This window comes from Caballeronia choica (genome assembly GCF_001544535.1).
In the GTDB taxonomy this organism is placed as follows: Bacteria; Pseudomonadota; Gammaproteobacteria; order Burkholderiales; family Burkholderiaceae; genus Caballeronia; species Caballeronia choica.
In genome coordinates this window covers 15,376-39,835 of sequence record NZ_FCON02000071.1, presented here as the reverse complement: position 1 = coordinate 39,835, position 24,460 = coordinate 15,376, and the positions used below count along the sequence as shown (strand labels likewise).

The 24,460-nt window shown below is 62.7% G+C and carries 24 protein-coding genes and 1 pseudogene; 8 read left to right on the top strand and 17 right to left on the bottom strand.

From position 1 onward, the window contains the following. Window positions 1–157 precede the first annotated feature (157 nt). On the bottom strand, window positions 158–637 hold the full coding sequence (locus AWB68_RS26170; protein ID WP_087647249.1) for a VOC family protein: 480 nt from the start codon (window positions 635–637) through the stop codon (window positions 158–160). 406 nt (window positions 638–1,043) lie between these two features. On the opposite strand from AWB68_RS26170, the gene ggt reads away from it, so the two are divergent. Both ggt and AWB68_RS26160 read left to right on the top strand, forming a co-directional pair. Next, on the top strand, window positions 1,044–2,765 hold the full coding sequence (gene ggt / locus AWB68_RS26165; protein WP_087647247.1) for a gamma-glutamyltransferase: 1,722 nt from the start codon (window positions 1,044–1,046) through the stop codon (window positions 2,763–2,765). Between the two features lie 328 nt (window positions 2,766–3,093). Continuing rightward, on the top strand, window positions 3,094–4,497 hold the full coding sequence (locus AWB68_RS26160; RefSeq protein WP_125483039.1) for an NCS2 family permease: 1,404 nt from the start codon (window positions 3,094–3,096) through the stop codon (window positions 4,495–4,497). Window positions 4,498–4,595: 98 nt separating this feature from the next. Here the strand turns inward: AWB68_RS26160 and AWB68_RS48350 are convergent, their stop codons facing one another. Beyond that, window positions 4,596–4,745: a hypothetical protein gene (locus AWB68_RS48350; protein WP_160110069.1), complete on the bottom strand. Its 150-nt coding sequence runs from the start codon at window positions 4,743–4,745 to the stop codon at window positions 4,596–4,598. A gap of 268 nt (window positions 4,746–5,013) precedes the next feature. On the opposite strand from AWB68_RS48350, the gene AWB68_RS26155 reads away from it, so the two are divergent. Continuing rightward, window positions 5,014–5,943 (top strand): LysR substrate-binding domain-containing protein, encoded by a 930-nt coding sequence (locus AWB68_RS26155; protein WP_087647246.1) that lies wholly within the window; start codon window positions 5,014–5,016, stop codon window positions 5,941–5,943. Here the strand turns inward: AWB68_RS26155 and AWB68_RS26150 are convergent. From AWB68_RS26150 to leuC, 10 genes are all read right to left on the bottom strand, one after another. After that, window positions 5,934–6,857, bottom strand: a complete 924-nt coding sequence (locus AWB68_RS26150; RefSeq protein ID WP_087647245.1) for an SMP-30/gluconolactonase/LRE family protein — start codon at window positions 6,855–6,857, stop codon at window positions 5,934–5,936. The two genes, AWB68_RS26155 and AWB68_RS26150, sit on opposite strands and share 10 nt — an antisense overlap. Before the next feature lie 16 nt (window positions 6,858–6,873). Beyond that, window positions 6,874–7,881: an ABC transporter substrate-binding protein gene (locus AWB68_RS26145; protein ID WP_374729609.1), complete on the bottom strand. Its 1,008-nt coding sequence runs from the start codon at window positions 7,879–7,881 to the stop codon at window positions 6,874–6,876. A gap of 85 nt (window positions 7,882–7,966) precedes the next feature. Beyond that, window positions 7,967–8,809: a fumarylacetoacetate hydrolase family protein gene (locus tag AWB68_RS26140; RefSeq protein WP_087647243.1), complete on the bottom strand. Its 843-nt coding sequence runs from the start codon at window positions 8,807–8,809 to the stop codon at window positions 7,967–7,969. 13 nt (window positions 8,810–8,822) lie between these two features. Next, window positions 8,823–9,578 carry an SDR family NAD(P)-dependent oxidoreductase gene (locus AWB68_RS26135; RefSeq protein ID WP_087647242.1) on the bottom strand — a complete coding sequence of 252 codons (756 nt, stop codon included), beginning with the start codon at window positions 9,576–9,578 and terminating at the stop codon, window positions 8,823–8,825. 38 nt (window positions 9,579–9,616) lie between these two features. Next, window positions 9,617–10,423 (bottom strand): ABC transporter permease, encoded by an 807-nt coding sequence (locus AWB68_RS26130; RefSeq protein WP_087647241.1) that lies wholly within the window; start codon window positions 10,421–10,423, stop codon window positions 9,617–9,619. Then, window positions 10,404–11,258, bottom strand: a complete 855-nt coding sequence (locus AWB68_RS26125) for an ABC transporter ATP-binding protein (protein ID WP_087647240.1) — start codon at window positions 11,256–11,258, stop codon at window positions 10,404–10,406. The genes AWB68_RS26130 and AWB68_RS26125 overlap by 20 nt, the downstream gene beginning before the upstream one ends. Further along, window positions 11,255–12,280: an ABC transporter substrate-binding protein gene (locus tag AWB68_RS26120; RefSeq protein ID WP_087647239.1), complete on the bottom strand. Its 1,026-nt coding sequence runs from the start codon at window positions 12,278–12,280 to the stop codon at window positions 11,255–11,257. The genes AWB68_RS26125 and AWB68_RS26120 overlap by 4 nt, the downstream gene beginning before the upstream one ends. A 135-nt stretch (window positions 12,281–12,415) precedes the next feature. After that, window positions 12,416–13,486 (bottom strand): 3-isopropylmalate dehydrogenase, encoded by a 1,071-nt coding sequence (gene leuB, locus AWB68_RS26115; protein WP_087647238.1) that lies wholly within the window; start codon window positions 13,484–13,486, stop codon window positions 12,416–12,418. A gap of 38 nt (window positions 13,487–13,524) precedes the next feature. Beyond that, window positions 13,525–14,121, bottom strand: a complete 597-nt coding sequence (leuD, locus tag AWB68_RS26110) for a 3-isopropylmalate dehydratase small subunit (RefSeq protein WP_087647237.1) — start codon at window positions 14,119–14,121, stop codon at window positions 13,525–13,527. Window positions 14,122–14,123: 2 nt separating this feature from the next. Beyond that, window positions 14,124–15,554 carry a 3-isopropylmalate dehydratase large subunit gene (leuC, locus tag AWB68_RS26105; protein ID WP_087647236.1) on the bottom strand — a complete coding sequence of 477 codons (1,431 nt, stop codon included), beginning with the start codon at window positions 15,552–15,554 and terminating at the stop codon, window positions 14,124–14,126. A gap of 100 nt (window positions 15,555–15,654) precedes the next feature. On the opposite strand from leuC, the gene AWB68_RS48345 reads away from it, so the two are divergent. Continuing rightward, the gene (locus AWB68_RS48345) at window positions 15,655–15,957 is read left to right on the top strand and encodes a hypothetical protein (RefSeq protein ID WP_160110068.1); all 303 of its coding nucleotides are present in this window, start codon (window positions 15,655–15,657) and stop codon (window positions 15,955–15,957) included. A gap of 202 nt (window positions 15,958–16,159) precedes the next feature. On the opposite strand, the gene AWB68_RS26095 is transcribed toward AWB68_RS48345, so the two are convergent. The 3 genes from AWB68_RS26095 to AWB68_RS26085 all read right to left on the bottom strand — a co-directional run bounded on the left by AWB68_RS26095 (window position 16,160) and on the right by AWB68_RS26085 (window position 19,176). Beyond that, window positions 16,160–16,630 carry an RbsD/FucU family protein gene (locus AWB68_RS26095; protein ID WP_087647235.1) on the bottom strand — a complete coding sequence of 157 codons (471 nt, stop codon included), beginning with the start codon at window positions 16,628–16,630 and terminating at the stop codon, window positions 16,160–16,162. Window positions 16,631–16,686: 56 nt separating this feature from the next. Continuing rightward, window positions 16,687–17,601 carry a LysR substrate-binding domain-containing protein gene (locus AWB68_RS26090; RefSeq protein ID WP_087647234.1) on the bottom strand — a complete coding sequence of 305 codons (915 nt, stop codon included), beginning with the start codon at window positions 17,599–17,601 and terminating at the stop codon, window positions 16,687–16,689. 141 nt (window positions 17,602–17,742) lie between these two features. After that, complete coding sequence (locus tag AWB68_RS26085) at window positions 17,743–19,176, bottom strand: hypothetical protein (RefSeq protein WP_087647233.1); 1,434 nt, start codon at window positions 19,174–19,176, stop codon at window positions 17,743–17,745. Window positions 19,177–19,588: 412 nt separating this feature from the next. Between AWB68_RS26085 and AWB68_RS26080 the strand changes: the two genes are divergently transcribed. The 4 genes and pseudogenes from AWB68_RS26080 (at window position 19,589) to AWB68_RS26065 (ending at window position 22,081) form a co-directional block, all read left to right on the top strand. Then, window positions 19,589–19,879 (top strand): nucleotidyltransferase family protein, encoded by a 291-nt coding sequence (locus AWB68_RS26080; RefSeq protein ID WP_087647232.1) that lies wholly within the window; start codon window positions 19,589–19,591, stop codon window positions 19,877–19,879. Further along, window positions 19,876–20,235, top strand: a pseudogene (locus AWB68_RS26075) (HepT-like ribonuclease domain-containing protein). The gene AWB68_RS26080 and the pseudogene AWB68_RS26075 overlap by 4 nt, the downstream one beginning before the upstream one ends. Window positions 20,236–20,512: 277 nt before the next feature. After that, the gene (locus AWB68_RS26070) at window positions 20,513–21,238 is read left to right on the top strand and encodes an OmpW/AlkL family protein (protein WP_087647231.1); all 726 of its coding nucleotides are present in this window, start codon (window positions 20,513–20,515) and stop codon (window positions 21,236–21,238) included. Between the two features lie 153 nt (window positions 21,239–21,391). Continuing rightward, entirely contained in the window at window positions 21,392–22,081 is a 690-nt protein-coding gene (locus AWB68_RS26065) for a LuxR C-terminal-related transcriptional regulator (protein WP_160110067.1), read from the top strand. On the opposite strand, the gene AWB68_RS46850 is transcribed toward AWB68_RS26065, so the two are convergent. Beyond that, window positions 22,056–22,241 carry a hypothetical protein gene (locus tag AWB68_RS46850; protein WP_125483038.1) on the bottom strand — a complete coding sequence of 62 codons (186 nt, stop codon included), beginning with the start codon at window positions 22,239–22,241 and terminating at the stop codon, window positions 22,056–22,058. The genes AWB68_RS26065 and AWB68_RS46850 overlap by 26 nt on opposite strands. 385 nt (window positions 22,242–22,626) lie before the next feature. Beyond that, the gene (locus AWB68_RS26060) at window positions 22,627–24,126 is read right to left on the bottom strand and encodes a P-loop ATPase, Sll1717 family (protein WP_087647229.1); all 1,500 of its coding nucleotides are present in this window, start codon (window positions 24,124–24,126) and stop codon (window positions 22,627–22,629) included. Between the last annotated feature and the right edge of the window lie 334 nt (window positions 24,127–24,460).

Below are 24,460 nucleotides of genomic sequence, written 5' to 3'. Positions count from 1 at the left end.
TTTCTTTGCTTACTTTCTTTGCAGCAGCAAAGAAAGTGAGTCCCGCCCCGGACAGGGGCAGAGCTAATAAACCAAAAACAAAGCAAGTTCCATAGAAGCCAGAGTGCATCAAACGGTGTAAACAAACCCCACCCCACCCCAAGCGCCAGCGCCCCCCTCAACCCTGACCCTGACCACCGAAAAGCTTCTCCGCGCGCACGCGCATCTCCTCCGCCGATACGTTCTCGATCCGCGTCGCGAGCCACCAAAGATGCCCGAACGGATCGCGCAGCTTGCCGCCGCGGTCGCCGTAGAACTGGTCCGCGACCGGGCGAATCAGCGTGGCGCCTTCATCCACCGCGCGTTGCACGACCGCATCGACGTCCTTCACGTACAGGTGCAGCGTCACGGGCGTACCGCCCACCGCAAGCGGGCCGTGCACGTCCATTTCGGGGAACTCGTCGGAGAGATAGACGATGCCGCCGCCGATCTCGAGTTCCGCGTGACCAACGCGTCCGCCGGGCGCGTCGAGCCGGAACACCTCGGTGGCACCGAACACCTTCGTGTAGAAATCGATCGCGGCGGCGCCGCCCGCCACCGTCAAATAGGGCGTGACGCCGTGGCAACCCTCGGGAATCGGATCGACTTGCGCATTCATCACTTCCTCCTGTTCGACAGCCCGCTTCAACCCGCTCTCGCCGAATGTGCGATATCGGCCCGTGTGATGCCTTCGATGCGTCCGCATACGTCACGCGGTCGGCGGCGCAGCGATTTCCGTCTGCTTGCGGCGGTCCCGAAGTTCCCTCCCGCTCTCGTCCAACAAGGATAGCGCTTTTGCGTCACAGCGAGAGCCGCCGCCCACGACGGTCCACGCATGAGCGTCGCACCGATCGACTGGTCGCCTGTCAAATGTCCCGAGCCAGACAAAATTCCCGCCAGAACGCGGCCAGGCCAACGCGGCGCGATCGCACGGGAACGAAAGCGGTACGCCCCGACGATTTTTCTTGAGAAACTCGATCGTGGTATAAGCCCATACTTCACCGAACAGAAGGAGACAGCGGGAGATGTCGCTGAAAATGGAACAACGCATGCGCTCGCTCGTGCTCGCCGCCGCGCTTTTCGTCTCGGCCGGCTTCGTCGAAACCACGCCGGCGTACGCGAAAACCGATGCGCAACCGGCGATACTGACCGCATCCGCGGTGGCCGTCGCGGACAAATTCGCCGCCGACGCCGCCGAACAGATTTTCAAGCAGGGCGGCAATGCCGTCGATGCGGCCGTCGCCATCGCGTTCACGCTCGCCGTGACGTATCCGGAAGCGGGCAACATCGGCGGCGGCGGGTTCATGACGCTCTACGTCGACCATCGCCCATACTTCCTCGACTATCGCGAGCGCGCGCCGCTGACCGCGACGCAGAACATGTACCTCGGCGACAAGGGCGAAGTCGTCAAGGGCATGAGCGTCTACGGGCACCGCGCGGTGGCCGTGCCCGGCACGGTCGCGGGCATGTGGGAAGCGCAAAAGCGCTTCGGCAAGCTGAAGTGGAAGCAGGTGCTCGCGCCCGCGATCAAGTACGCGCAGGACGGCTTCGTGGTCAGCGACCAGTTGCAGCAGCGGCGCGACGAGGCATCGAAGCAATTCGCCGGAAAAACCAATTTCGACCTGTATTTCAGCGGCCTCAAGCAGGGTGCGACGTTCAAGCAGCCGGACCTTGCCGCGACGCTGCAACGCATCTCCGACGACGGCGCAAAAGGCTTCTACGAAGGCAGGACGGCCGAACTGATCGCCAGTTCGATGACCGGCCACGGCCTCATCACCGAGCGCGACCTGAAGGAATACAAGGCCGTGTGGCGCCAGCCGATTCTCGCGAGCTGGAACGGCTATCGCATCATCACCGCGCCGCCGCCGAGCTCGGGCGGCATCGGCCTCGTGCAGATGCTCAAGATGAAGGCCGACCTCAAGGACAAATTCGACGACGTCCCGCTCGACTCCGCGCAGTACGTCCACCTCGTCGCGGAGATGGAGAAGCGCGTGTTCGCCGACCGCGCGCAGTATCTCGGCGACCCGGACTTCTACAAGGTGCCCGTTGCGCAGTTGACCAACGACGACTACATCCTCAAGCGCGCGCAGGAAGTGAACCCGGACACACCGTCCGACACGAAGAGCGTGCTGCCCGGCCTCGGCACCTCGATGCCCGAAAAGGCGGAGACGACGCATTATTCCGTCGTCGACAAATGGGGCAACGCGGTATCGAACACGTACACGATCAACGGCTATTTCGGCTCGGGCGTGATCGCGGACGGCACCGGGATCGTGCTGAACGACGAGATGGACGACTTCGCATCGAAGCCGGGCGTGGCGAACATGTTCGGCGTGGTCGGCAGCGATGCAAACGCGATCGCGCCAAGGAAGCGCCCGCTCTCGTCGATGACGCCGACCATCCTCACGAAGGACGACAAGGTCGCGATGGTGATCGGCACGCCGGGCGGCTCGCGCATCTTCACGTCGATCTTCCAGGTGATGACCAACGTCTACGACTTCTCGATGCCGCTGCCCGAAGCCGTCGGAGCGACGCGTTTTCACCATCAGTTGCTGCCGCCGAACACGATTTTCGAGGAGCCGTTCCGCGCCCTCGATCCCGACGTGGTGAAGGCGCTCGAAGCGAAGGGCTACAAGTTCACGACGCAGGACTTCGACGGCGACATCCAGGCGATCCGCATCGACGACACCACGCCCGAGGCGATGTCCGATCCGCGCGGACGCGGCGTCTCACGCGTGATTCGCTGATTCCGCCCGCGTAAACCCGATGATTTCAAATCGTCAGCTGGAAGGCCAGGCCCGCGCGCCTGGCCTTTTTGCATAAGGGTTTGCCTCCGGCTGTACGATGCACAGGCCCCGTGCGCAAGACTATAAGCGTCGCGGCATGAGCGGCATGTTTTTTATGAGATTGGACGAGGCTCCGTGTTCCCCTAGTCTCTGTCCTGACCGAGTCCAGCCTTGCCGCTGCCTGCGGTCAAACCCAAAACTACACAGACGAGACGACCCTGACGACGGCACCGCGCGCACATGAGCGCACGGCACCAGCCGTTTCAGCGTGCTGATAAAGGAGCAACTCATGATGGAATCCCCCGCCCAGCCGCTTGGCGACATCACAACCCTCGATCGCGAGGAAGACAGCGAGATTGCGCTCGGCGGTGGTTTCGTCGACCGCTACTTCGGCATTTCCGCGCGCGGCAGTACGCAACGGCGCGAAGTGGTCGCCGGCGTCACGACGTTTCTCGCGATGGTCTATTCGGTGTTCGTCGTGCCGGGCATGCTTGGCAAGGCAGGCTTCGACACGAGCGCGGTGTTCGTCGCCGTGTGTCTCACCACCGCGTTTGGCTCGCTCTTGATGGGCATCTGGGCGCGCCTTCCGATCGCGATCGGCTGCGCGATCTCGCTCACCGCATTCACCGCGTTCGGCCTCGTGCTCGGCAAGGGGCTCTCGCCCGCTGTCGCGCTCGGCGCCGTGTTCCTGATGGGCGTGGTATTCACCGCGATCTCCGTCACCGGCGTGCGTTCGTGGATCCTGCGCAACCTGCCGACGGGCGTCGCGCATGGCACCGGGATCGGCATCGGCTTGTTCCTGTTGCTGATCGCGTCGAACGAAGTCGGGCTGATCGTGAAGAACCCGTTCGCCGGCATGCCGGTGTCGCTCGGGCACATCACTGCATTTCCGGTGCTGATGTCGATTCTCGGACTCGCCGCGATTTTCGGGCTGGAACGCCGGCGCGTGCCGGGCGGGATTCTGCTGGTGGTGGTCGGATTGTCGGCAATCGGCCTCGCGTTCGACCCGTCGGTGCGCTTTCACGGCATCTTCGCGCTGCCGTCGCTGAGCACGCCGGGCCACGCCTCGCTGATCGGCGCGATGGACATCAAGGGCGCGCTGTCGATGGCGGTCCTGCCGAGCGTCCTCGCGCTCGTGATGACGGCGGTCTTCGACGCCACCGGCACGATCCGCGCAGTCGCCGGCCAGGCGGGCCAGATCGACAAGAACGGCCGCATCGTGAACGGCGGCCGCGCGCTGACCGCGGATTCCATCAGCTCGATCTTCTCCGCCTGCTTCGGCGGCGCGCCGGCGGCGGCGTACATCGAATCGACGGTCGGCGTTGCGGCGGGCGCGAAGACGGGGCTTGCGGCGGCGGTGGTCGGCGCGCTGTTTCTCGCGGTGATGTTCCTGTCGCCGCTGGCGAGCCTCGTGCCCTCCTACGCGACGGCGCCCGCGCTGATGTATGTCGGCCTGCTGATGCTCGGCAACGTGAGCAAACTGCACATGGAAGACACCGTCGACGCGATGTCCGGCCTTGTCTGCGCGGTATTCATCGTGCTCTCCGCGAACATCGTGACGGGCATCATGCTCGGGTTCTGCACGCTGGTGATCGGGCGCGTCGTGGCGGGTGAATACAAAAAGCTGAATGTCGGCACGGTCGTGATTGCGCTGGTGCTGGCGGTGTTCTATCTGGGCGGCTGGGCGATCTAGCTCCCTGTTTGTTCGCTCAAACGACAAAACGCCCCGGAAACGTGAGTTTCCGGGGCGTTTTTGCTATTTACCGCGCGACGGCGCAATGCCGCCAGCAATTACTTGCGGCGATACGCTTCCGCGAGGATTTCGCAGTTCTGGACGTGCAGGTCGAGCGCGCGATTCAGTTCGCGGCGCGTGACGGCCATAGCGTTGCGCATCCAGGAACCGAACGAGACGAGCAAAGAGGTTTGAGCGGTAGTCTTCATGGCAGTTATCCGGGTAAGTAGCTAAGGGAATACCCTGATCATACTCTTTTTATGCTGCAGTGCAACCTATCTTTAAAAAGCAACAGTTTGTGGTGGTTCATTGAAAACTGAGCGGGGACCGGTGCAAACAAACCTGTTTCGCCGTTCGCCTGCATCTCCGCTCGGGCGAGCGCCTTTCGCTAGAACTTTGCGCTCGCAAATGACGCCGTGCATACTTTCACTTCAGAAGAAGCACTGCGGCGAGAAGACCCGCGCCCCCGGAGACTCGATGCGATTCGATCTGCAATCGTTGAAATTGTTTATTGCTGTCTGCGAGCACGGCAGTCTTGCACGCGCGGCGGAAGCCGAAAATATTGCGCCGTCCGCGCTCAGCAAGCGCATGTCTCATCTTGAAGATACGCTGAAGAACGCGCTCTTTGTGCGCAGCAACAAGGGACTCGAACTGACGACCGCTGCCGCGGCCCTTCTGCAGCACGCCCGCGTGCTCCTGCGCGATATTGCACAGATGGAGAGCGAGTTGCTGGACCATGCCGAAGGCGTGCGCGGACAGATCCGGTTACATGCGAGCCTCTCGACTATCGTCCAGTACATCGCCAACGACATTCGCGTTTTCCTGGAAATGCACCCAGGGCTACGCATCGATCTCCAGGAGAGCCTCAGCCCGGCGGTGGTCCGCGCCGTAGCCGAGAACGCTGCGGACATCGGCGTGTTCGGCGGGACGACAGTAACCAGCGGCCTGCAGGTATTTCCTTATCGCAGCGACCGGCTGGTGGTCATCATGCCGCCCGATCATCCGCTCAGCCGTGCCGATCGGGTCACCTTCCGTGAAGTCGCCGAATACCCGCTGGTGGGACCGCAAGTGGGCAGCTATCTGAATTCATTGGTGTTGCGCGCGGCGGCGGACCTGGACCACCCGCTCAAGCTGTCGATCCGGGTCAACGGTTTCGAGCCAGTGCGTAGCATGGTGGAAGCGCGGCTTGGCATCGGGCTGGTGCCAGAGCATCATGCCGAACGCTATGTGAGCTCGGCGCCATTGATCGCCGTGCAACTGGACGAACCGTGGGCGGAACGCCACTGGAAGATCTGCGTGCGCGAGGCCGAGTCGCTTCCTGTGCCAGTCCAGCTCTTTCTCAAGCACCTGCTCGCGAGCCGTGATGCAGCAGGCGTCCAGCCGTCACGGCCCGGCCATCACGAATAAGCCAGCTTCAATCCGGCCTGCGGCCAGGGCAGCCTACCGAGGCGCCCCGTGCCGGACAGCGTAACGTAAGCCGTCTTCATGTCGGGGCCGCCGAAGCAGATGTTGGTCACCATCCCGTCCGGCACCATCACCTGCCGCAGCACCTCGCCGGACGGCGCAACGACCGTGATGCAGCCGGTAACGAGCGTGGCCACGCAGATATTCCCCGCCGCATCGAGAGCCAGGCTGTCGAAGCGCTGGTAACCCGGCAACCCGCACACCAGGCGCCCGCCGTGCGGAGACGGATAAGGGTGCTTGCGCGCCCGGCCCGGCGCCTCCAGATCGAACGCCCACAGGCGCGCCGTCTCGGTCTCCGCTACATAGACGACACTATCGTCAGGCGACAGGCCGACGCCGTTGGCCGTGGTGAGCGGGTAAGCAACTTCGACGATCATTGATCCATCGGCGCGGCCGTAATAGAGACCGGCGTGATCGCGGTCGCGCAGCCGGTTCTTTCCAAAATCGGTGAAGTAAAACCCGCCGTCGTGGTCGAACACGATGTCGTTGGGACCGCACAGCGGGTGGTCGCCACAGCGGTCATACAGTGTCGTCAGCGTGCCTGACTTTGGGTCGAAACGCTCAATGCGACCGCTGGTATAACGCGGATGCACGCCTGGCTTCGTGCGATTCAGCCCGGCAACGGTACGAAAGAGAAAGCCTCCGTTGTTGCAGATGTAGAAGGCGCCATCCGGCCCCAGCGCCAGACCGTTCGGGCCTCCATCCACCGCTGCAAGCACGCTCACCTTGCCGTCTGCCGCTACGCGGCTGATGGTCTCCCTCTCGATTTCGACAAGCACGAGCGAGCCGTCAGGCATCGCCACCGGACCTTCGGGAAATTCAAGGCCTTCCGCCATGATGTGCATGTCGCCTTCCATCGCTGCTTCCTCCCTATCAGGGCTTGTCGGCATTCTCGACAAAACGGTTGTCGTAAGTCGCCTTCAGATCGATCGAAGCCTTGCCGACACCGGGGTCGAAGGCGGCAAGCACGTCGTGTACCGTGTGCGCCGCGGCGTCGGTCATCAAGCCGTCTCGCGAAATGCAGTTGTGCATGTTCGCGTAGGCTCGGGCGAACACATCCTTATCCGCTAAAGCGTATTGCGTCGGCACGGCTGCAGCGACCTGCTCGGGCGTCGCCTGCGCCATCCAGTGCTCGGCTTGCAGAATGGCGTTGGTCACCGCCTGCACGGTCTTGGGATACTTGGCGGCGAATTCCCGGGTGGTGTAGACGGAGGCTTCCGGATAATCGCCGCCGAGCGTGGCGCGGGTGCTGGCCGGATCACGCATCACGGCCAGCGGGAACAGATCGCCGCTATCCTGCAGCACGGTCGCGACCGGGTCGTTGCTCATCAATGCGTCGATCTGCCCGCTGCGTGCCGCGGCGATTGCGCCTGCCGACGAGCCCACGCCTATGATCGAAACGTCGCCCGGCTTCACGCCCGCTTTGTTCAGCAGGTAATTCGCGCCCATGTGGAAACTCGAACCGGGCGAGCTCACGCCGATGCGCATGCCCTTCAAGTCAGCATAAGTCTTGACCTTGCCGTGGCTGGCGCGCGTCACCCCAAACACCCAGCCGGGGCAGGAGGCCAGGGTCACGAACGACACCAGCTTTTGTCCTTTGGCCGCCATCGTGATGGTGTTCGAATAGGCGCCCGCCACGATATCGGCGCTGCCGCCCATCATCGCCTGCAGCGCTTTCGCGCCGCCGCTGAACACACCGATCTCGACATCCAGCCCCGCCTGTTTGAAATACCCGCGGCTGTCGGCAATGATGAACGGCAAATAGGGAAAGCCCACGCCCGCCGCAGCTAAATGAATCTTCGGTTTCTCCGGCACGGGCGGGGCGCTGGCAGCCGGCTGGCTTTCCAGGACCGCACAGCTCGCGAGTACCGGCAAGACCAGGTGCCTGAGCGCTCTCACTCTCACGATGGTTTTTCTCCTGTCCTCAATGTTTGCACAGGCGCTGCCCCGGGTATTCAGCCCTGCTTCAGCCCTGCACGACGGTCTGGCGCTGCTGACCCAACCCCTCGATGCCGAGCGTCACGACGTCGCCCGGTTTCAGGTAGACGGGCGGCTTCTGCCCCAGCCCGACGCCCGGGGGCGTGCCGGTGGAAATGATGTCGCCTGGCTGCAGCGACATGAACTGCGACAAGTAGGCCACGAGGTAACGCACGCCGTACACCATGGTGGAGGTGCTGCCATTCTGATAACGATGACCGTTGACCTCCAGCCACAGGGGCAGCGACTGAGGATGCGGCACCTCGTCGGGGGTCACCAGCCACGGGCCGGTCGGACCGAAGGTGTCGGCCGACTTCCCCTTGGTCCACTGCCCCTGACGCTCGGCCTGGAACGCGCGCTCGGACACGTCGTTGATGACGCAGTAACCTGCGACATGATCCATGGCATCGCGCTCGCTCACGTACTTGGCGGCCTTGCCGATGACCACACCCAGCTCGACTTCCCAATCGGTCTTGAGAGAATCGCGCGGAATCTCGATGGTATCGTTCGGCCCGGTGATGGCACTGGTCGCCTTCATGAAGATAATTGGCTCAGGAGGCACCGTGGCGCCGGTTTCGGCGGCGTGGTCGGAGTAGTTCAGACCGATGCAGATGAACTTGCCCGTGCCGCCAACGCAGGCGCCCAGGCGCGGATTGCCTTCGACGCGTGGCAGCGACGCGGAATCGAGCGCCTTCAGGCGCGCGAGACTGTCGGGCAGGAGAACGTTGCCGGCGATGTCGGCTACATGGCCAGACAGGTCCCGAAGGTTTCCATCGTTGTCAAGAAGGCCCGGCTTTTCGTGGCCTGGCGGGCCGTAACGCAACAGCTTCATAGGTAGGCTCGTCTCAATAGGTGGCGCGACCGCCGGACAGGTCGAAAACCGCGCCAGTGGTAAATGAATTCTCTTCGCTGGCGAGCCACGCAATCATGGCTGCTGCTTCGTTGAGTTCGAGAAAGCGCCCGCGCGGGATCTTGCCGAGCATGTAGCGGATATGCTCGGGCGACTGCTCCATCGCGCCGGGGGTGCGCGCCACGGCGGGCGTCACGCAGTTGACCGCGATATCGTGGCTCGCCAGTTCCTTGCCGAGCGACTTGGTCATCGCAATCACGGCAGCCTTGGCCGAGCTATAGGCGGCCGCATTCGGGTTGCCTTCCTTGCCGGCGACCGAGGCGAGGTTGACGATGCGACCGTAGTTCTGGCCGATCATGACCGGCGCCACGGCACGACAGCAATGGAAGGTGCCGTTGACGTCGATATCGATCACCTGCTTCCAGACATCGAGCGGATACTCGATCAGCGTGGCATTGGGACCGACGATGGCCGCGTTATTGATCAGGATATCGATGTGCCCGGCCGCTTTCAGCGTACCCGCAACGGCGGCTTGCACGCTCGCGTAGTCGGCAATGTCGACACGCTCGAAGTGGACGTCGTGCTCGCGCAGTTCCTCACGAGCGCGCTCCATGCCTGCGGGATTGATGTCCCAGATCACCAGCCGTGCGCCGGAGGCCAGCAGTCGGCGTCCGACCTCCAGGCCGATGCCTTGCGCGCCGCCGGTCACGACGGCGACGCGGTCCTTCAAATTGATTGCGTTGGTCTGCAAGATGATCTCCCAGGATGAAATTTTCGATCGCGCCGTACTCAGGCGCTCGTGGCCACGGTCTGTCCAGCGACGGGGCGCCAGCGCAGCAGATGATCCTCGACCATCGACACCGCCGTATCGAGTATCAGGGCGAACACGGTCAGCACCAGAATGCCGGCGATGACCGAGTTGATATCGAATACACCCTCGGCCAGCAGGATCAGGTAACCCACGCCCTTTTCGGAGCCGAGGTATTCGCCCACCACGCTGCCCACGAAGGCAATGCCGATCGCGTTATGCAGGCTGGAGAAGACCCAGCTCGTCGCCGATGGCAGGTAGACATGCCGCATCAATTGGCGCGAATTGGCACCCAGCATGCGTGTGTTGGACAACACCGTCGGGCTGACCTCGCGGACACCCTGGAAAACGTTGAAGAACACCACGAAGAACACCAGCGTCACGCCCAGCGCCACCTTGGACCAGATGCCGAGACCGAACCAGAGCGCGAAGATCGGCGCAAAAATCAGGCGCGGCATCGAATTCATGGCTTTGATGAACGGATCGAACACCACGGCCAGGAACGGGCTGAGCGCGAGCCACAGGCCGCACGCCAGCCCCAGGACCGTGCCGATCACGAACGCCAGCATGGTTTCGAGCAAGGTCGTGTACAAATGACGGAACACCGAGCCCGTCACGAACCAGTCGACGATGCGCAGCGCCACACCGACCGGATCGCCGAAGAAGAACGGCGACAGCCACTTCTGATACGTGCCGAGCCACCACAGGAACAGGACACCGAACAGGATCAGCAGCCGGGTCACCAGCACGGTGAAACGATTGTTTGCGTCAAACTCGATTGCGCGCATAGCTTTTCAGAACCTCCCCTCGAAGCACGTCCCAGATCTGGGTGTGCAGTTGCAGGAAACGCTGCGTCATACGGATCTCCGACATTTCGCGCGGACGCTCGAGGTCGATTTTGAACTCCGCGATAGGTCGGGTTCCAGGCCCGGCTGACAACACGATGACGCGATCCGATAACGAGATGGCCTCCTCCAGATCGTGAGTCACGAACATCACCGACTTGCGGTCGTGCGACCACAGTTGCAGCAACTCGTTCTCCATCAGATGCCGGGTCTGGATATCCAGCGCGCTGAACGGCTCGTCCATCAGAATGATGCGAGGGTTCAGCGCGAGGGCCTGCGCCAGGCCAGCACGCTTGCGCATCCCGCCGGACAACTGGTGCGGATACTTCTTGCCGTGCCCGCGAAGACCGACTCGCTCCAGCCAGCCGCGCGCCACACGCAGCGCCTCTTCGCGCGGCGTGCCGCGAAAGATCAGGCCCATGGCGATGTTTTCTTCGGTCGTCTTCCAGGGCATGAGCGCGTCGACCTGGAACAGATAGGCCGCCTGCGTGTTCAGGCCATGCGTCAGCTTTTTGCCGAACACGCTCAGGCTGCCCGACGAGGGCCGTGTCAGCCCGGCGGCAACGTTGAGCAGAGTGGACTTGCCACAGCCCGTGGGCCCGACGATCGAGACGAACTCTCCGTCGCCGATTGTCAGGTTCCCCTCGGAGACGGCTGTGTAGGTCTGCGCCTTCTTGCCGTTGCCCGCGAAGGTGCATGTCACGTTGTCAAAGCGCAGGGCTTCGCGCACCTCGGTCCGTCCGCTGTCGAGCGGGATGCTGTAGGTTGCCGTGCTCATGGCTGGCTCTCCGCCGCCTTCTTGACGAACCGGTTGTCATAGGTCGAGGCGAGGTCGATCTTGGCCGATGCCACCGCCGGATCGAAGGCTGCCAGCACCTCACGCACGGTCTGCGCGCCTTTCGCGGTGATCTCTCCGTTTTGCGCGATGCAACGGCGGCTGTTCGTAAATGCTTCGGCATAGAGCGCCTTGTTGTCCCCCAGATACTGTGGCGGCACGTTATCCGCAACTTGCTGCGGCGTGGCAGTGGCAATCCACTTCTCGGCTCGCACGATCGCATTGGCGACGGCCTGCACCGTCTTGGGATTCTTGTCGATGAACTCTTGCGTCGCGAACAGGCTCGACTCGGGGTAATCCGAGCCGAACACCTTGACGTTTCCGTCAGCCGTGCGCATGTTCTCCAGCGGCTTGAGGCTCCCATCCTTCGTGAGGATCGTGGCGCTCGGGTCGTTGACGATCAGCGCGTCGATCTGCCCTGCCCGCACCGCCGCCACCGCACCGGCTGCCTGCCCGACACCAATGATGGACACGTCCGAAGACTGCAGCCCCGCTTTGTGCAGAATGTAATTGAGTGCCATGTGCGTGCTGGAACCCGGCGCGCTCACCCCGATTCGCATGCCCTTCAGGTCCTTGACCGATTTCACTTCGGCCTGGCGTTTCTGGGAGACACCGAAGATCCATCCCGGACAGATGACTTGCGCCGCCACCACCACGAGGTGCTGACCCTTGGTGGCCATGGTAATGGTGTTGGAATAGGCGCCGGCCACCATGTCAGAGCTGCCGCCAAGCAGGGCCTCGAGCGTCTTCGACCCGCCGGAAAAGGCGGCGATGGTCACATCCAGCCCTTCGTCCTTGAAGTAGCCCCGCTGCTTTGCGACGAGCATCGGCAGATAGGTGATGCCCACCGAAGCCGCCGCAATGTGCAAGTCGGGTTTTTCAGGCACATCCTTGGCCACTGCCGTGGCCGAACCGCAGGCAAGCTCGAGCGCTGCGCACAGCGCGATGGCAAGTTTCAGCTTCATGGTTGTCTCCTCCCTTTGTAGGGATTTTTCGGTGCAACAAAGTGTCGAGTGTGGACCGGCTCCTGAGTCTTTTTATATCTCCTGTAACTCCTGAATCTCGTGATGCCAGGCCCGGTCCGCGCGACGTGATCCGCCCTAAGCTGCCTGCTTGCGCAGCGCCTCGACCACTGCGTCGCCCATGTCCTGAGTGCCGATGCATCGCGTGCCATCTTGCTGGATGTCGGCGGTACGGTAGCCCGCGGCCAGCACCGCACGCACGGCTTGTTCGACGCGACTCGCGTCGTCTTCCATTTCGAAGCTCTCGCGCAGCATCAACGCAAGCGACAGAATGGCGGCGAGCGGATTGGCGATATCCTTGCCGGCGATATCCGGAGCCGACCCGTGCACCGGCTCGTACAACCCCTTGCGGTCATAGCCGAGCGAGGCAGAAGGCAACATGCCAATCGAACCGGTCAGCATGGCCGCGGCGTCGGAGAGAATGTCACCGAACAGGTTGCCTGTGACGATCACATCGAACTGCTTGGGCCGGCGCATCAGCATCATCGCGGCAGCGTCCACAAAGAGATGGCTCAGTTCGACGTCCGGGTAATCGTGCCCCACGCGCGTGACAACTTCGCGCCACAACTGACTCGCTTCCAGCACGTTGGCCTTGTCCACCGAGCACAGCTTGTGGTGACGGCGCCGCGCGGCCCGGAAGGCAGCATGGGCGACGCGCTCCACCTCCGACTCGGAATAACGCATCGTGTTGAAACCTACCCGCTCGCCCGCCTGGTTGGTCTCGAAGCCGCGCGGCTGGCCGAAATACGCGTCGCCGTTCAACTCGCGCACGATCACGATGTCCAGTCCATCGACCACTTCCGGGCGCAGCGTCGAGGCGCCGATCAGCTCCGGGAACATGTAGGCCGGGCGGAAGTTGGCATAGAGAGTCAGCGCTTCGCGTAATTTCAGCAGCCCGGTTCCGGGGCGCTGTTCACGCGGAATCGCGGCTTCGTCAGCCACGCCTACCGCGCCAAACAGGATGGCGTCAGCCTTGCGCGCGAGTTCAAGCGTGGGTTCGGGCAGCGGCACGCCGTGCGCCTGTATGCCAGCCTCGCCGATGGGAGCCTCCTGCGTTTCGGCTTGAGGCGCCACTACCCGCAGCACCTTAAGAGCCTGCGCGACTACTTCGGGGCCAATACCATCGCCGGGCATGACTGCAATCTTCATCTGTAATCTCCTTGGTCGTAGTGAGAAGGCGCGCGCCATCAATACGTGTCGGCACGGTTGCGCTCGAATTCATCGATGCGGTCTCGATGCGAAAGTGTGTAGTCGATCTCGTCCATGCCGCGCAGCAGACACTCCTTGGCGAAAGGCTCCATCTCAAAGGTGTGAGACGAGCCGTCGGGCAACGTGGCAGTCTGTGCGCGCAAGTCGATGGCAATGCGGCTGCCCGGACTCTCCGACAAGGTAACCAGCAGCGGTAGCACAACGGCCTCGGGCAACACGATCGGCAGGAGCCCGTTCTTGAGGCAGTTGATGAAAAAGATGTCACCGAAGCTTGGGGCAATCGCCGCCCGGATACCGTAGTCGTACAGCGCCCAGACCGCATGCTCTCGCGAAGAGCCGCAACCGAAGTTATGGTTGGCTACGACGATGCGCGACTCGCGCAAGGGCGCTCTGTTAAGCACGAAGTCAGGACGTTCCGCGCCATCCGGGCCGAAGCGCAGCGCACGAAACAGAAACTGACCGAAATCGTCGGACCGGGGTTTTTGCAGGAAGCGCGCCGGCAGAATCTGGTCGGTATCGCAGTTGATCGCAACAATCGGCGCCGCGACTGCGTCGAGGTACTCAAGTCTTTCCATGTTCAGGCTCCCAGGAGGCGGCGCACATCGGTGAGACGTCCGGTCACCGCGGCCGCAGCAGCCATCGCCGGGCTCATCAAGTGCGTGCGCACGCCGGGTCCCTGTCGGCCCACGAAGTTACGGTTCGATGTGGAGGCGCAACGCTGGCCGGGCGCGGCGATATCGCCGTTGGTTGCGAGACACATCGAACAGCCGGGAAAGCGCCACTGGAATCCGGCTTCCTTGAACACGCGGTCGAGCCCTTCGGCCTCGGCTTGCGCACGCACTTCGTGCGAGCCCGGCACCACCCACGCTTCGACGCCGGGTGCAATGTGACGGCCGCGCGCCACCTCTGCCGCACTGCGCATGTCCTCGATACGCCCGTTGGTGCACGAGCCGATGAATACCCTGTCTATCGCGACGCCTTCGAGCGCCTCATTGGCGGCCAGACCCATATAGTCGAGCGCCCGCGACATCGCCGCGCGGAGATCGGGATCGGACTGCCTCGCAGGATCTGGCACGCGGTGGTCAATGGCACAGGCATAACCGGGCGTAGTGCCCCATGTCACCATCGGGGCAATCTCGGCTACGTTGATATGAACTTCGCAATCGAATACCGCGCCGGGGTCCGTGAACAAGGTCCGCCAGTGCGCCACCGCCCGGTCCCACTGGTCGCCCGCGGGCGCGAACTGGCGCCCGGCAAGATACGTGAAGGTGGTTTCGTCCGGAGCGATCATCCCGGCGCGACCGCCGGCCTCGATGGTCATGTTGCACAAGGTCAGCCGGCCTTCCATCGACAAACCGGCGATCGCGGAGCCGGCGTATTCGATCACGTGGCCCGTCGCGCCGGCCACGCCGATACGCGCAATGACAGCCAGAATCAAGTCCTTGGCGGTGACGCCCGGGCCCGGCGTGCCGTCGAGGGTAATGCGCATGTTTCGCGACTTGCGCTGCCACAGGCATTGCGTGGCGAGCACGTGGGCTACCTCGGTTGCGCCGATACCGAACGCCAATGCGCCCATCGCGCCGTGCGTCGAGGTGTGGCTATCGGCGCAGACCACGGTCATGCCCGGCAGACTCAGCCCCTGCTCGGGTCCGACCACGTGCACGATGCCGCGCCGCGAGTCGCTCATGTCGAACAAGGTAATGCGCGACTCGGCCGCGTCACGTTGCAGTGCCTCGATCATGGCGCGCCGTTCGGGGTCGGTCACCGCGGCGAGGTCATTCGCCGTGCTGGAAACGTAGTGGTCGGGCGTGCCAAAGATGCGCTCGGGCGAGCGCGGCTTGAGCCCGCGCTGGCGCAACAGGTCGAAAGACTGCGCGGTGACGTCATGAATGTAATGGCGGTCGATGAATAGGAGGTCCTGTCCATCGTCGCGGGACATCACCCGGTGACTGTCCCAGATCTTGTCATAGAGGGTCCGCAAGCCAGCGGTAGCCTGATCGAGTTGCATTGCTTCGTCTCGCTCCGTCAATTGACGGCCGCGGCTGGCGCGGCGTCGCAGTTTCGTAGTCGGTTGCTGTTTGGAAGCATCTTGCATCAGGCCAGCCGGCTTGTACGTGGTCATTCGGCAAGGCACCATCGCGATTGGCGATGATGAGATCGCGGCGATGGCGTCTCAGCCGGGGACAGTGACGGAACTCCGCTCAAGCATCGGCCTTCCAGTCAATTCGGCAATCTTCCTGAAGGCCCAGGCAAGTGACTACCGGACATTTGCGCTGATCATTCGGGCGCAAACCAGTCCATTGAACCGGATGAATCGCACCTGGGGCGGCGCCTGGATTCGGCGTACTCCCAATTCAACGGTGCGGCTTGCCTGTTGTACTGGCGGATTTAGCGCACGAGCTTTTTGTTGAGGTATTGGGTGCTGGTGAACGCGCCGCGCGTGATGACATCGCGCTGAATTCGGGCGAACCAGTTCTCAACCTGATTCGGCCATGACGAACAGGTGGGGGTGTAACGCGTCGTGACGTTGGGATGATCGAGCAGGAAACCAGCGGGTCGAGGGGCGCTGGCGCGTGGTATTCACCGACTCAACCGAAGCGCACCTCCACCGCCTTACTTTGCGATCTCCGGCGCATCCGCCGCCAACTCGACGCCCTTCTTGAAGATGAAGCACCCATAGCCGCGCGCCTCGCCCGTCGCGATCACGCAGTAAGCCTTCTTCGCGCGCTCGTAGAAGGCAAAGCGTTCGATCGACGCGAACGGCGTGTCGCGCCCCTCGGCGTCGTCGACTTCGCGTTGCGCTTCGCGCTGCACGGCCGGCAACGCGCTCGCATCGCCGACCACTTCCATGCGCTCGGCAGGATGATCGACGAACGAATCGAGCGGCAGCACCGACAGCACCGCGCGAATCGCCCGGGGCGAACTCGCGCCATCGATGCGCAGCAGCTTGCCGAGCACGGTCTGGCGCGCGACGGAGTCGGCGGGAAAGTTCGCGTCGCAGATCACGACTTCGTCGCCGTGTCCCATCGCGCACAAGGCGTGCAGGATGTCGGCGTTCAACAGCGGATCGATGTTCTTCAGCATGGTGTCCTCATTGCATGGGCGCGCTTCGTCGTAAAGCCGCTACCCGTATATATGCCCTATCCCGGCCAGCGCGCAAACTCTTCGGCCAGAAAATCCACGCAAACCCTGACCTTCGCCGACGCCGCCAGCCGCGCCGGATACACCGCCCACACATTCGCGCTCTGCGTCGCCTCCGGCAGCACCTGCACGAGCGCGCCGCTTTCCAGGAGCGGCCTGACATCCCACATCGAGCGCAGCACGATGCCGCGCCCCGCCAGCGCCCATTGCACGGCGACTTCTCCATGATTGGTGGAAAGCGGCCCGGTGACCTTGATCGACGACGTCTCGCCGCGCACGCTCAAGCGCCAGATCCCGAACGGATGGTCGCGCTCCTTGATCGCGAGACACGGGTGCGCACCGAGATCGCCCACCGCGCGCGGCACGCCATGCCGCGCGAGATAGTCCGGCGACGCGCACAGCACCCGGTGATTCGCGGCCAGCCGCCTGGCGATCAGATGCGGCGCGATGTCGTCGCCGATGCGCACGTCGAGGTCGAAGCCCTCGCCCGCCACATCGACGATGCGGTCGAACAGATCGAGCCGCACGCTCAGTTGGGGATAGCGCTCGGTGAGCCGCGAGAGCGCCGGCGCGACCAAATGCCGGCCAAAGCCGAAGCTGCTCGACACCGACAGCGTTCCGCGCGGCAGCCGGCGCGTCGTCGAAACGTCCTCGACGAGCTGGTCGACGTCGTCGAGAATCTTTTCGGCCCAGGCGTAGACCCGCTCGCCGGCCTCGGTGATCGCGACACGACGGGTCGAACGATGCAGCAAGCGTGTGCCCAACTCCGCCTCGAGCACGCTCACGCGCTTGCTGACGTAAGCCGGCGATACCGACAGCGCGTCGGCCGCCGCGCTGAAGCTGGCCTTGCGGGCGACGAGGCAAAACACGCGCAGGTCGTCGAGGTTCGGAGCGGGGTTCGGCGTTTTCTTCACGATTCGTGCATAGTGGCTCAGCCAAAGCCCGATTCTATGACGAACCCGCAGGAAGGCCCGAATACCGGCGACCTCGGCGGCAAGACCAACGCGACGGAAGACCCCGCGCGCCGCATGCTCCCGGCGCGCGGTCCTTCACGGCTACTGCTGCTTGCCGGCGAGCTTGGCGCCCAGCGCGCTCTTGTCGAGGAACGCAAAGAACGTGTTTGCCGCATAGCCCGCGACAAACGCAATCGCGAGCGGCGAAGCCGATGCAACACTGTCTTTCCAGAAGTTGTCGAACAGGCCGATCACCGTGCCGATGATCACCGCGACCACGAGCCGCACGCGATTGACGAATCGCCCATGAGTCGGGTGGAAGGTCTTGCTGACGCTTTGCTCGGAAAGGTCGCGCAGGATGAACGCGAGCGATCCGAGGAGCGCATACAGCACCGGCAGGACGTAGGTCGTGATGGCCGCCCACATGATGTCGGTGGTGCGCTGCGCGTCCTGCGCCATCGCGCGGATGTCCTGGTAGACGGCGAGCTTTTGAAGGCCATCGTCGATCGCGTGATCCGGGTTCCGTTCGTCCTCGCTGAGCGATGTGTCCTGCTTCATCGTCCGATATGGATTGGTCAGGATGGGCAGCCGCAGTTCGAGATTTTCACGCTTCGTCCTGGCGCTTTCCATCCACGGCGACTGGTACACGTTCTGGTAATGCGCCAGGTTCAGCCGGCCAAGCCAGATGGTTTGTGCAAACAGCAGCCGGTTGTTGCGCGCGAACTCCTGAAGCTGCCCCTTGATGACGATGGCAGTGGGCGTGTTGGCGACCATTTCGTCGGCGTTGCTACCCGTTTCGGCGACGCCGTTCGTCGGCGACGTGCCCGACGAAGGGCAGGTCGCCGCGGAGACGTTGATGGCCGTCGCGCCGTCCGCGCTCGCCAACGGCGCGCACGAGGGAATCCGGTTCACGCCGGCCGCTTTCCCGGTCTTGACGAGATACGCAGCCGCGCCCGAGGATGCAGCCGGCGCGGAAGCCACCGCCGAATCCGACGCGCCGGACGCGCCGGGCGCGCCGTTGGCGGCCGTGATGAGACGCTGCTTCGCAGCGTCGATCTGGTTGCGATGGTCTTGCAATTCGTTGTACAGCGTCACGGCCAACGTATCGTTGCTCTCGATGAGCGCCTTGCTGCTGCTCGCGAGCTTGGCGTTGGCGAAGACCACCATCGACAGCGGCACGAGCACCGAGGCGATCGCGATCGTCGCCCTGAAATAAAAGCGCGTGGATTTGCGCGCATCGTGCAGCGCGTTCGCGGCGAGCGTTTCCGTCGTCACGGGCTGGATCGCGGCGGCCAGCCTGCTCTTGGTCGTGTAAAGGTCCGATTCGATCTGCTCGCTCCACCGGCCGCGTGCGAACGCCTTTCCGGCGATCGATACGTTCCTGGAATCCTGGGGCTCCACGTTGATGCCCTTGTCGGTGGCGTAGTTGAGCATCCGGCAACAGTCGTCGACCAGCGCGGCGACGTGAGGGCCCGCATAGTTCCAGCAGTCTTCCGGCCTTGCACCGGGTGCTTCTTCATCGGTAGGATTTGCCATGATCGTCCACCTCCACGCCCGCTATACGACATCCACCACCCGCACGGGACACGGCATCCGGTCGTCGAACTTCGGATACCGAACCGGCCAGCCATCCGCGCGTCGCCTGACATCATTCGAAGCGTAAATCGACAGGCGTACGCATCGTTAGGACGATCCTGCCAACCGGTAGGACGATCCTGCTGGCTAGCACGAGGCGCACGCTTGTGGGTGACGTTTGTCGCGCGCAGGGTGCGGATTGTTTCGCCATCCAGAATGCTTGAAGGGCGGTGCTGATTTTCAGCTATCCGAATGCGATGCGTCTGGCGGTTCGATGCGATCCCGTCATCCTTGGAGTAAACCCGGATTGCGATGTTGTAGCAGACATCGCGTTCGCTTATCATGGAACCGGAATTCATCGTGGGAGGAGAGTTTGAAACCTTCGGAAGCATTGCACTCGAATCGCGCCGCGATTCGTCGCGTGGTCGAGTCCCACCGCGCCCGGAATGCCCGGGTATTCGGCTCTGTCCTGCGCGGCGAGGACACGGACAGCAGCGACCTCGACATCCTGATCGACCCGACGCCCGAGACGACGCTGTTCGACATTGGCGCGATCCGTCACGAGTTGGGCCAGCTGCTTGGTGTGCCGGTGGACGTGTTGACCCCCAACGCCCTGCCCGACAAATTCCGGGCGTTGGTGATCGCCGAGGCCCGTCCCGTATGAGTCGCGACCAGCAGCGCCTTGCCGACTATCTGGCGCACATTCTCGAAGCCATCGAGCGCATCGAGCGATACACCAGGGAAATGGCCCAACGGGCGTTCCTGGATAACCAGTTGGTGCAGGACGCCGTGATCCGCAACCTCGAGATCATTGGCTAGGCCAGCAACAACATCGAAAAGCACTATCCGGAGTTCGCTGCAAGCCACCCCGAATTGCCCTTGGCGTTCGCCTACCAGATGCGCAACGCCGTGGCCCACGGCTACTTCCAGGTGGACTTCGAGATCGTCTGGAAAACGATTCAAAGCGACCTTCCCCGACTGCACGCGCAAGTCGCAGAAGCACGGGTACAGCGAAGCTGATCGCCAACGGTTTTTCGATCAGGTTTCATCCTCCACTCCTTCGGGCATCCGGTGACGAACGCCCGCACCGCGGCTTGAACAGCCCGGCCCCGTGAGCAACCGCATACTCCATTTTGCGAATGAGTATTCGCAAAAGCGCTTCTGTCGCCAGCGCCTCGCCCTGTGTTGCGTCGCTGCCATTCCTTCACATCAAAATGGTTGTCTAAAAGACCGATCGAGGCGATGATCAGCCCGACGCGTCGTAAGGAAGCGTGTTTCTTCTCTGGAGGAATGCAAATTGAAAGCGAGTCGATTGGCCGGCGCATGTGCAGCGCTCGCGTCGTTGTCCACTGCGGGATATGCGCAAACAGCGGGAAGCTTCTTCGTCACGACCGGCTGGTTTCACTTTGCGCCGCAAGACAGCAGCAGTCCGTTCAAACTGACCTCGGTCGGCGGCAGTCCGGTCGACGTCACGATCCCGAACACCGGGGCCTCGATATCGGACGCCGATACGCTCGGCTTCACCGCCGGATACTTCGTGACGGACCACATCGCCGCGGAATTCGAATTTGGCATTCCGCCCAAGTTCGACCTGAGCGGCACCGGCTCGCTCTCGCAATTTGGCAAGCTCGGCACCGTCAAGCAGTGGAGTCCCACGCTGCTCTTCAAGTATTTCTTCCTTGAGCCTCAAGCGAAATTCCGGCCGTACGTCGGCATCGGCGTGACGCGGACGTCGTTCAGGGACGCCACGATCACCAACACGCAGTTCGAGTCCAGTTTCCTGAACGGCCCGACCACCGTCGATGCGAGCAGTGTCTGGGAGCCGGTTTTCAACGTCGGCTTCACGTACGCATTCGCCGAGCACTGGTTTGCGGGCTTTTCGGTTTCGTACATCCCGATGAAGACGACGGCCACGCTCACCACGCAGGCTCAAAGGCCCGTCGGCACGCTCACGCAGCGCAGCGAGGCAAAGGTCACGCTCGACCCGATCGTGACTTATCTGCGGGTCGGTTACCGGTTCTGACTGGCGCGCGCGCTCGCCGTCCCTGCGATCGGGTGGCTCGCAGTGCGGGGATTGCGGGACGTCCAAACGTCGCTAGCATGGGACGTCAGACGTGGCCTGCGGCAAGCGCAACGAACTCGGCCGCGTCGTTCCTCACGAACCGGAGGGATGACGATGAAAATCGTGTGGGTCGATGATCACGAACTTGCTTGCGTCGCGCTTACCGAGTACATCCGGCAACATGCGTCGGAGTGGAGCGAGCACGATGTCGAGACGGTACCCGTATTCACGCTCGCTCAGGCGATCGAGGAAATCGGCAAGGCGCCGCCGCCGGACCTCGTGTTTCTCGACCTCGATCTCAACGGAGCGCGCGGCGGGACGCACACGCTCGAACGGCTGCAGGCGGCGAATCCGCGGGGAGTGCCGGTGGTCGTATGCACCGGGCTCACCTTGACGGATGACCGGGAAATCGAAGTGATCCGCACATGCCTTCGGGATCACGATGCGCAGGGCGTGCTGCTCAAACGCGGCAAGCTGAAGACCATGCTCACCGGCCTCAGCCGCATGCTCGCGGGCGAATTGTGGGTTCCCGAGGAAGTCCTGCGACGCCTCGCATGCGTAACGGATGCGGCATCAGTCGCGCAGTCCAGAATCGACCTCGCGCTATCGCCTCGCGAATGGGACGTTGCGCGCTGCATCGGACGGGGACTGTCGGGAAAGGAGATCGCGCGGGAACTGGCGATCAGCCCAGGTCACGTCCGGCAAGTCTCGTGCGTCATCTATGACAAGCTGCAAGTGAGAAATCGCACCGAGGCGGCCATCAAGCTCAATGCGCAACTCAACGTTGCATCGGCAGCGGCGTGAGCACGATACCCGAACAAGCAAAAAGGCGACGACGGCATTTTTCAGCCGTCGTCGCCTGCGAACCGTTACTTTTGTCGTGCAGCGTTAGCAAAATGCGCAGGCCGTGAGATCTTGCTTGCGCGTTCGAATCGATGCGGGCTAATGCCACCTTGCCTGACACTCCATCCTTTCCTGGTCAAGCTGGCCTAAAAAGATGGCAGCATTAGTCGCCATCTATCAACTGCTTGTGGCCGTCATCGAGCGCCGATGTGGCGATGTGGTCTGTCCACGAAAGCCAGCGCCAAGCGTGTGCCGTCCTTCGCTAATCAAACCGCCATAGGCCAGATTGGGCCCGACTCGTCTGTCTAAATAGTCCATACCGGGTTCCTCCTGTCATCATCGCAGAGCCGGTGTTCAGTGACTGCGATTGTCGATGACGATACCGCCCGCCGGCAGTGCCATCTGTATGATCGACCGTGTCGTCATGCGAGCGAGCGAATGTTCGGTGTCGGCCGAACATTTGTGAGGGGCATGCCCGGGCGCCCGGTGCGCGCCTGTCACCGCTGTCAGCGTATGCGCAGCGCCTTCCGGTACGAGGCCTGAATCTCCCAGTCCATGCCGTCGTCGAGATTGGTATCCACCTGGAGCAGGTCGGGCCGCATGTCGTAGGTGACGAATTCGGGTGAATCCTGAGTCGCCTTCTCTAGATTGTGGCCAACCACGAAGCCGCATTTGAACAGGAAATGCGCGATCTGCATCGAATCCCTGAACGCGGCGCCGTCGACCTCGGGAACCGATTTGATGCTCTTGCCACGGAGATAGGTCTTCGTGATGTGATTGACGAGGTCGTCCGTGCGATAGCGGCGCTCGCCATTGCTGAACGCCTCGACGACCTTCTTCAGGTCCTGGAATTGATGCAGATGTTCCTTGTACAAGTCGGCCAAGCGTCGCTTGCCGAAATCGGCCATCACTTCGTTGATTTCGCTTGCGCCGATGCGGGCGCTCTTGTTGACGGCGGCGCGGTTGCCCGCGAGTCGGCAGAGTTGCGCCATCCAGCGCGGCCTGCCGCCCGAGAAGATACGCAGGATATTGATGGCCGGGACGGCGCTGTCACCCCATTTCAAGCGGCGCGCGAAGGCCAGTTCGATGAAGTCGTCGGCATGCTTTTCGATGCTCCAGTGCGTGGCCACATGGGAGCCGCCATGGTTGCGTTTAACGTAGGCGTAGATCCGCTTGACGATGATGTCCTTTTGCTGGGCCGTGCTCCAGGCGATATCGCAGACATACTGCTCGAACTTGTCGAGATCTTCCGCGCCGCGCAGGCTGGTCCAGACATCGCTGCGCACCGTCGCCCTGATCGAGATGCCCTTTATTTCGCGTATCAGGCTGCGGCATGCCGAGAAAAACGACGACACATAGGCCTGCTGGGCCGGCACGTTCTGATACTTGGTGTCGAGATCGTCGAGCAGGAACCAGACGTCTCGCGCGTCCCTCGCTTCCTCCTGGATGCGCTTGAGCACCTGATCGTGGCTGCGCAGCTCGACGGGATTGTTCTTGATCTCGATGGCGCCCAGCACCGTGATCTTGCCGAGCAGGCGGCTCGTCAGCGCACCGATCAGGCTTCTTCCCTTGAAGCCCGCCAGCTCGGCGTTTTCCACGAGCGTGATGGCATCGTCCCGATAGGCGAAGCCGATTGCCTTCGCGATTTCGAAACCGACCGCGCGGCAGATCACCTGCTTCCAGTAGTTTTCGAGGATCGTCGAATTTTCGGTGTCTGGCGGTTCCAGCATGCCCGTGAGGGTCGACGGCACCACATGCACGGTCAACGGCTCCGTCGGCAGGCCGGCGAGGTCGTGCGCGAATTTCGACAGCAGCGCCGACTTGCCCATGCCCTTCCTCGCACGCGCGACCTGGAGCCGGACGCTCGAATCCAGGAAGTCGTCGAATGCCGGCTGGTTTACGAAATATGAAGTGAGGACTTCAATATCTTCGTCCTCGCCCGCGTCGTTCCCGAACAGGGTCTTGTCGCCGAGTTTGAGTTCGACGTCGGCGGTCGCGTTTGACATGGCGGGGTACCGGTTCGATTGCTGCGCCTGCGGGACGGCTTTCGGGGCCGCTGGCGCTCGGGCCTGGGTGCCATTTATACCGTCGATGGTTTTTGCGCTTCTATGGAGCTTGTGTTGGTATTGGTCTATTAGCTCTGCCCCTGTGCGGGGCGGCAGTCACTTTCTTTGCTGCTGCAAAGAAAGTAACCAAAGAAAGCAGCTTTTTCAAGCAGCAGTTCGCATACGGCAACGCACGCGCTATTCGGAGTGGCCCGACCGGGGGAGTGTCGTTAGCGGAGTTTCATCGTTGTTGGCATGTAGAAGAGGCGCGCACGTCACACCACTATCGGGAGTG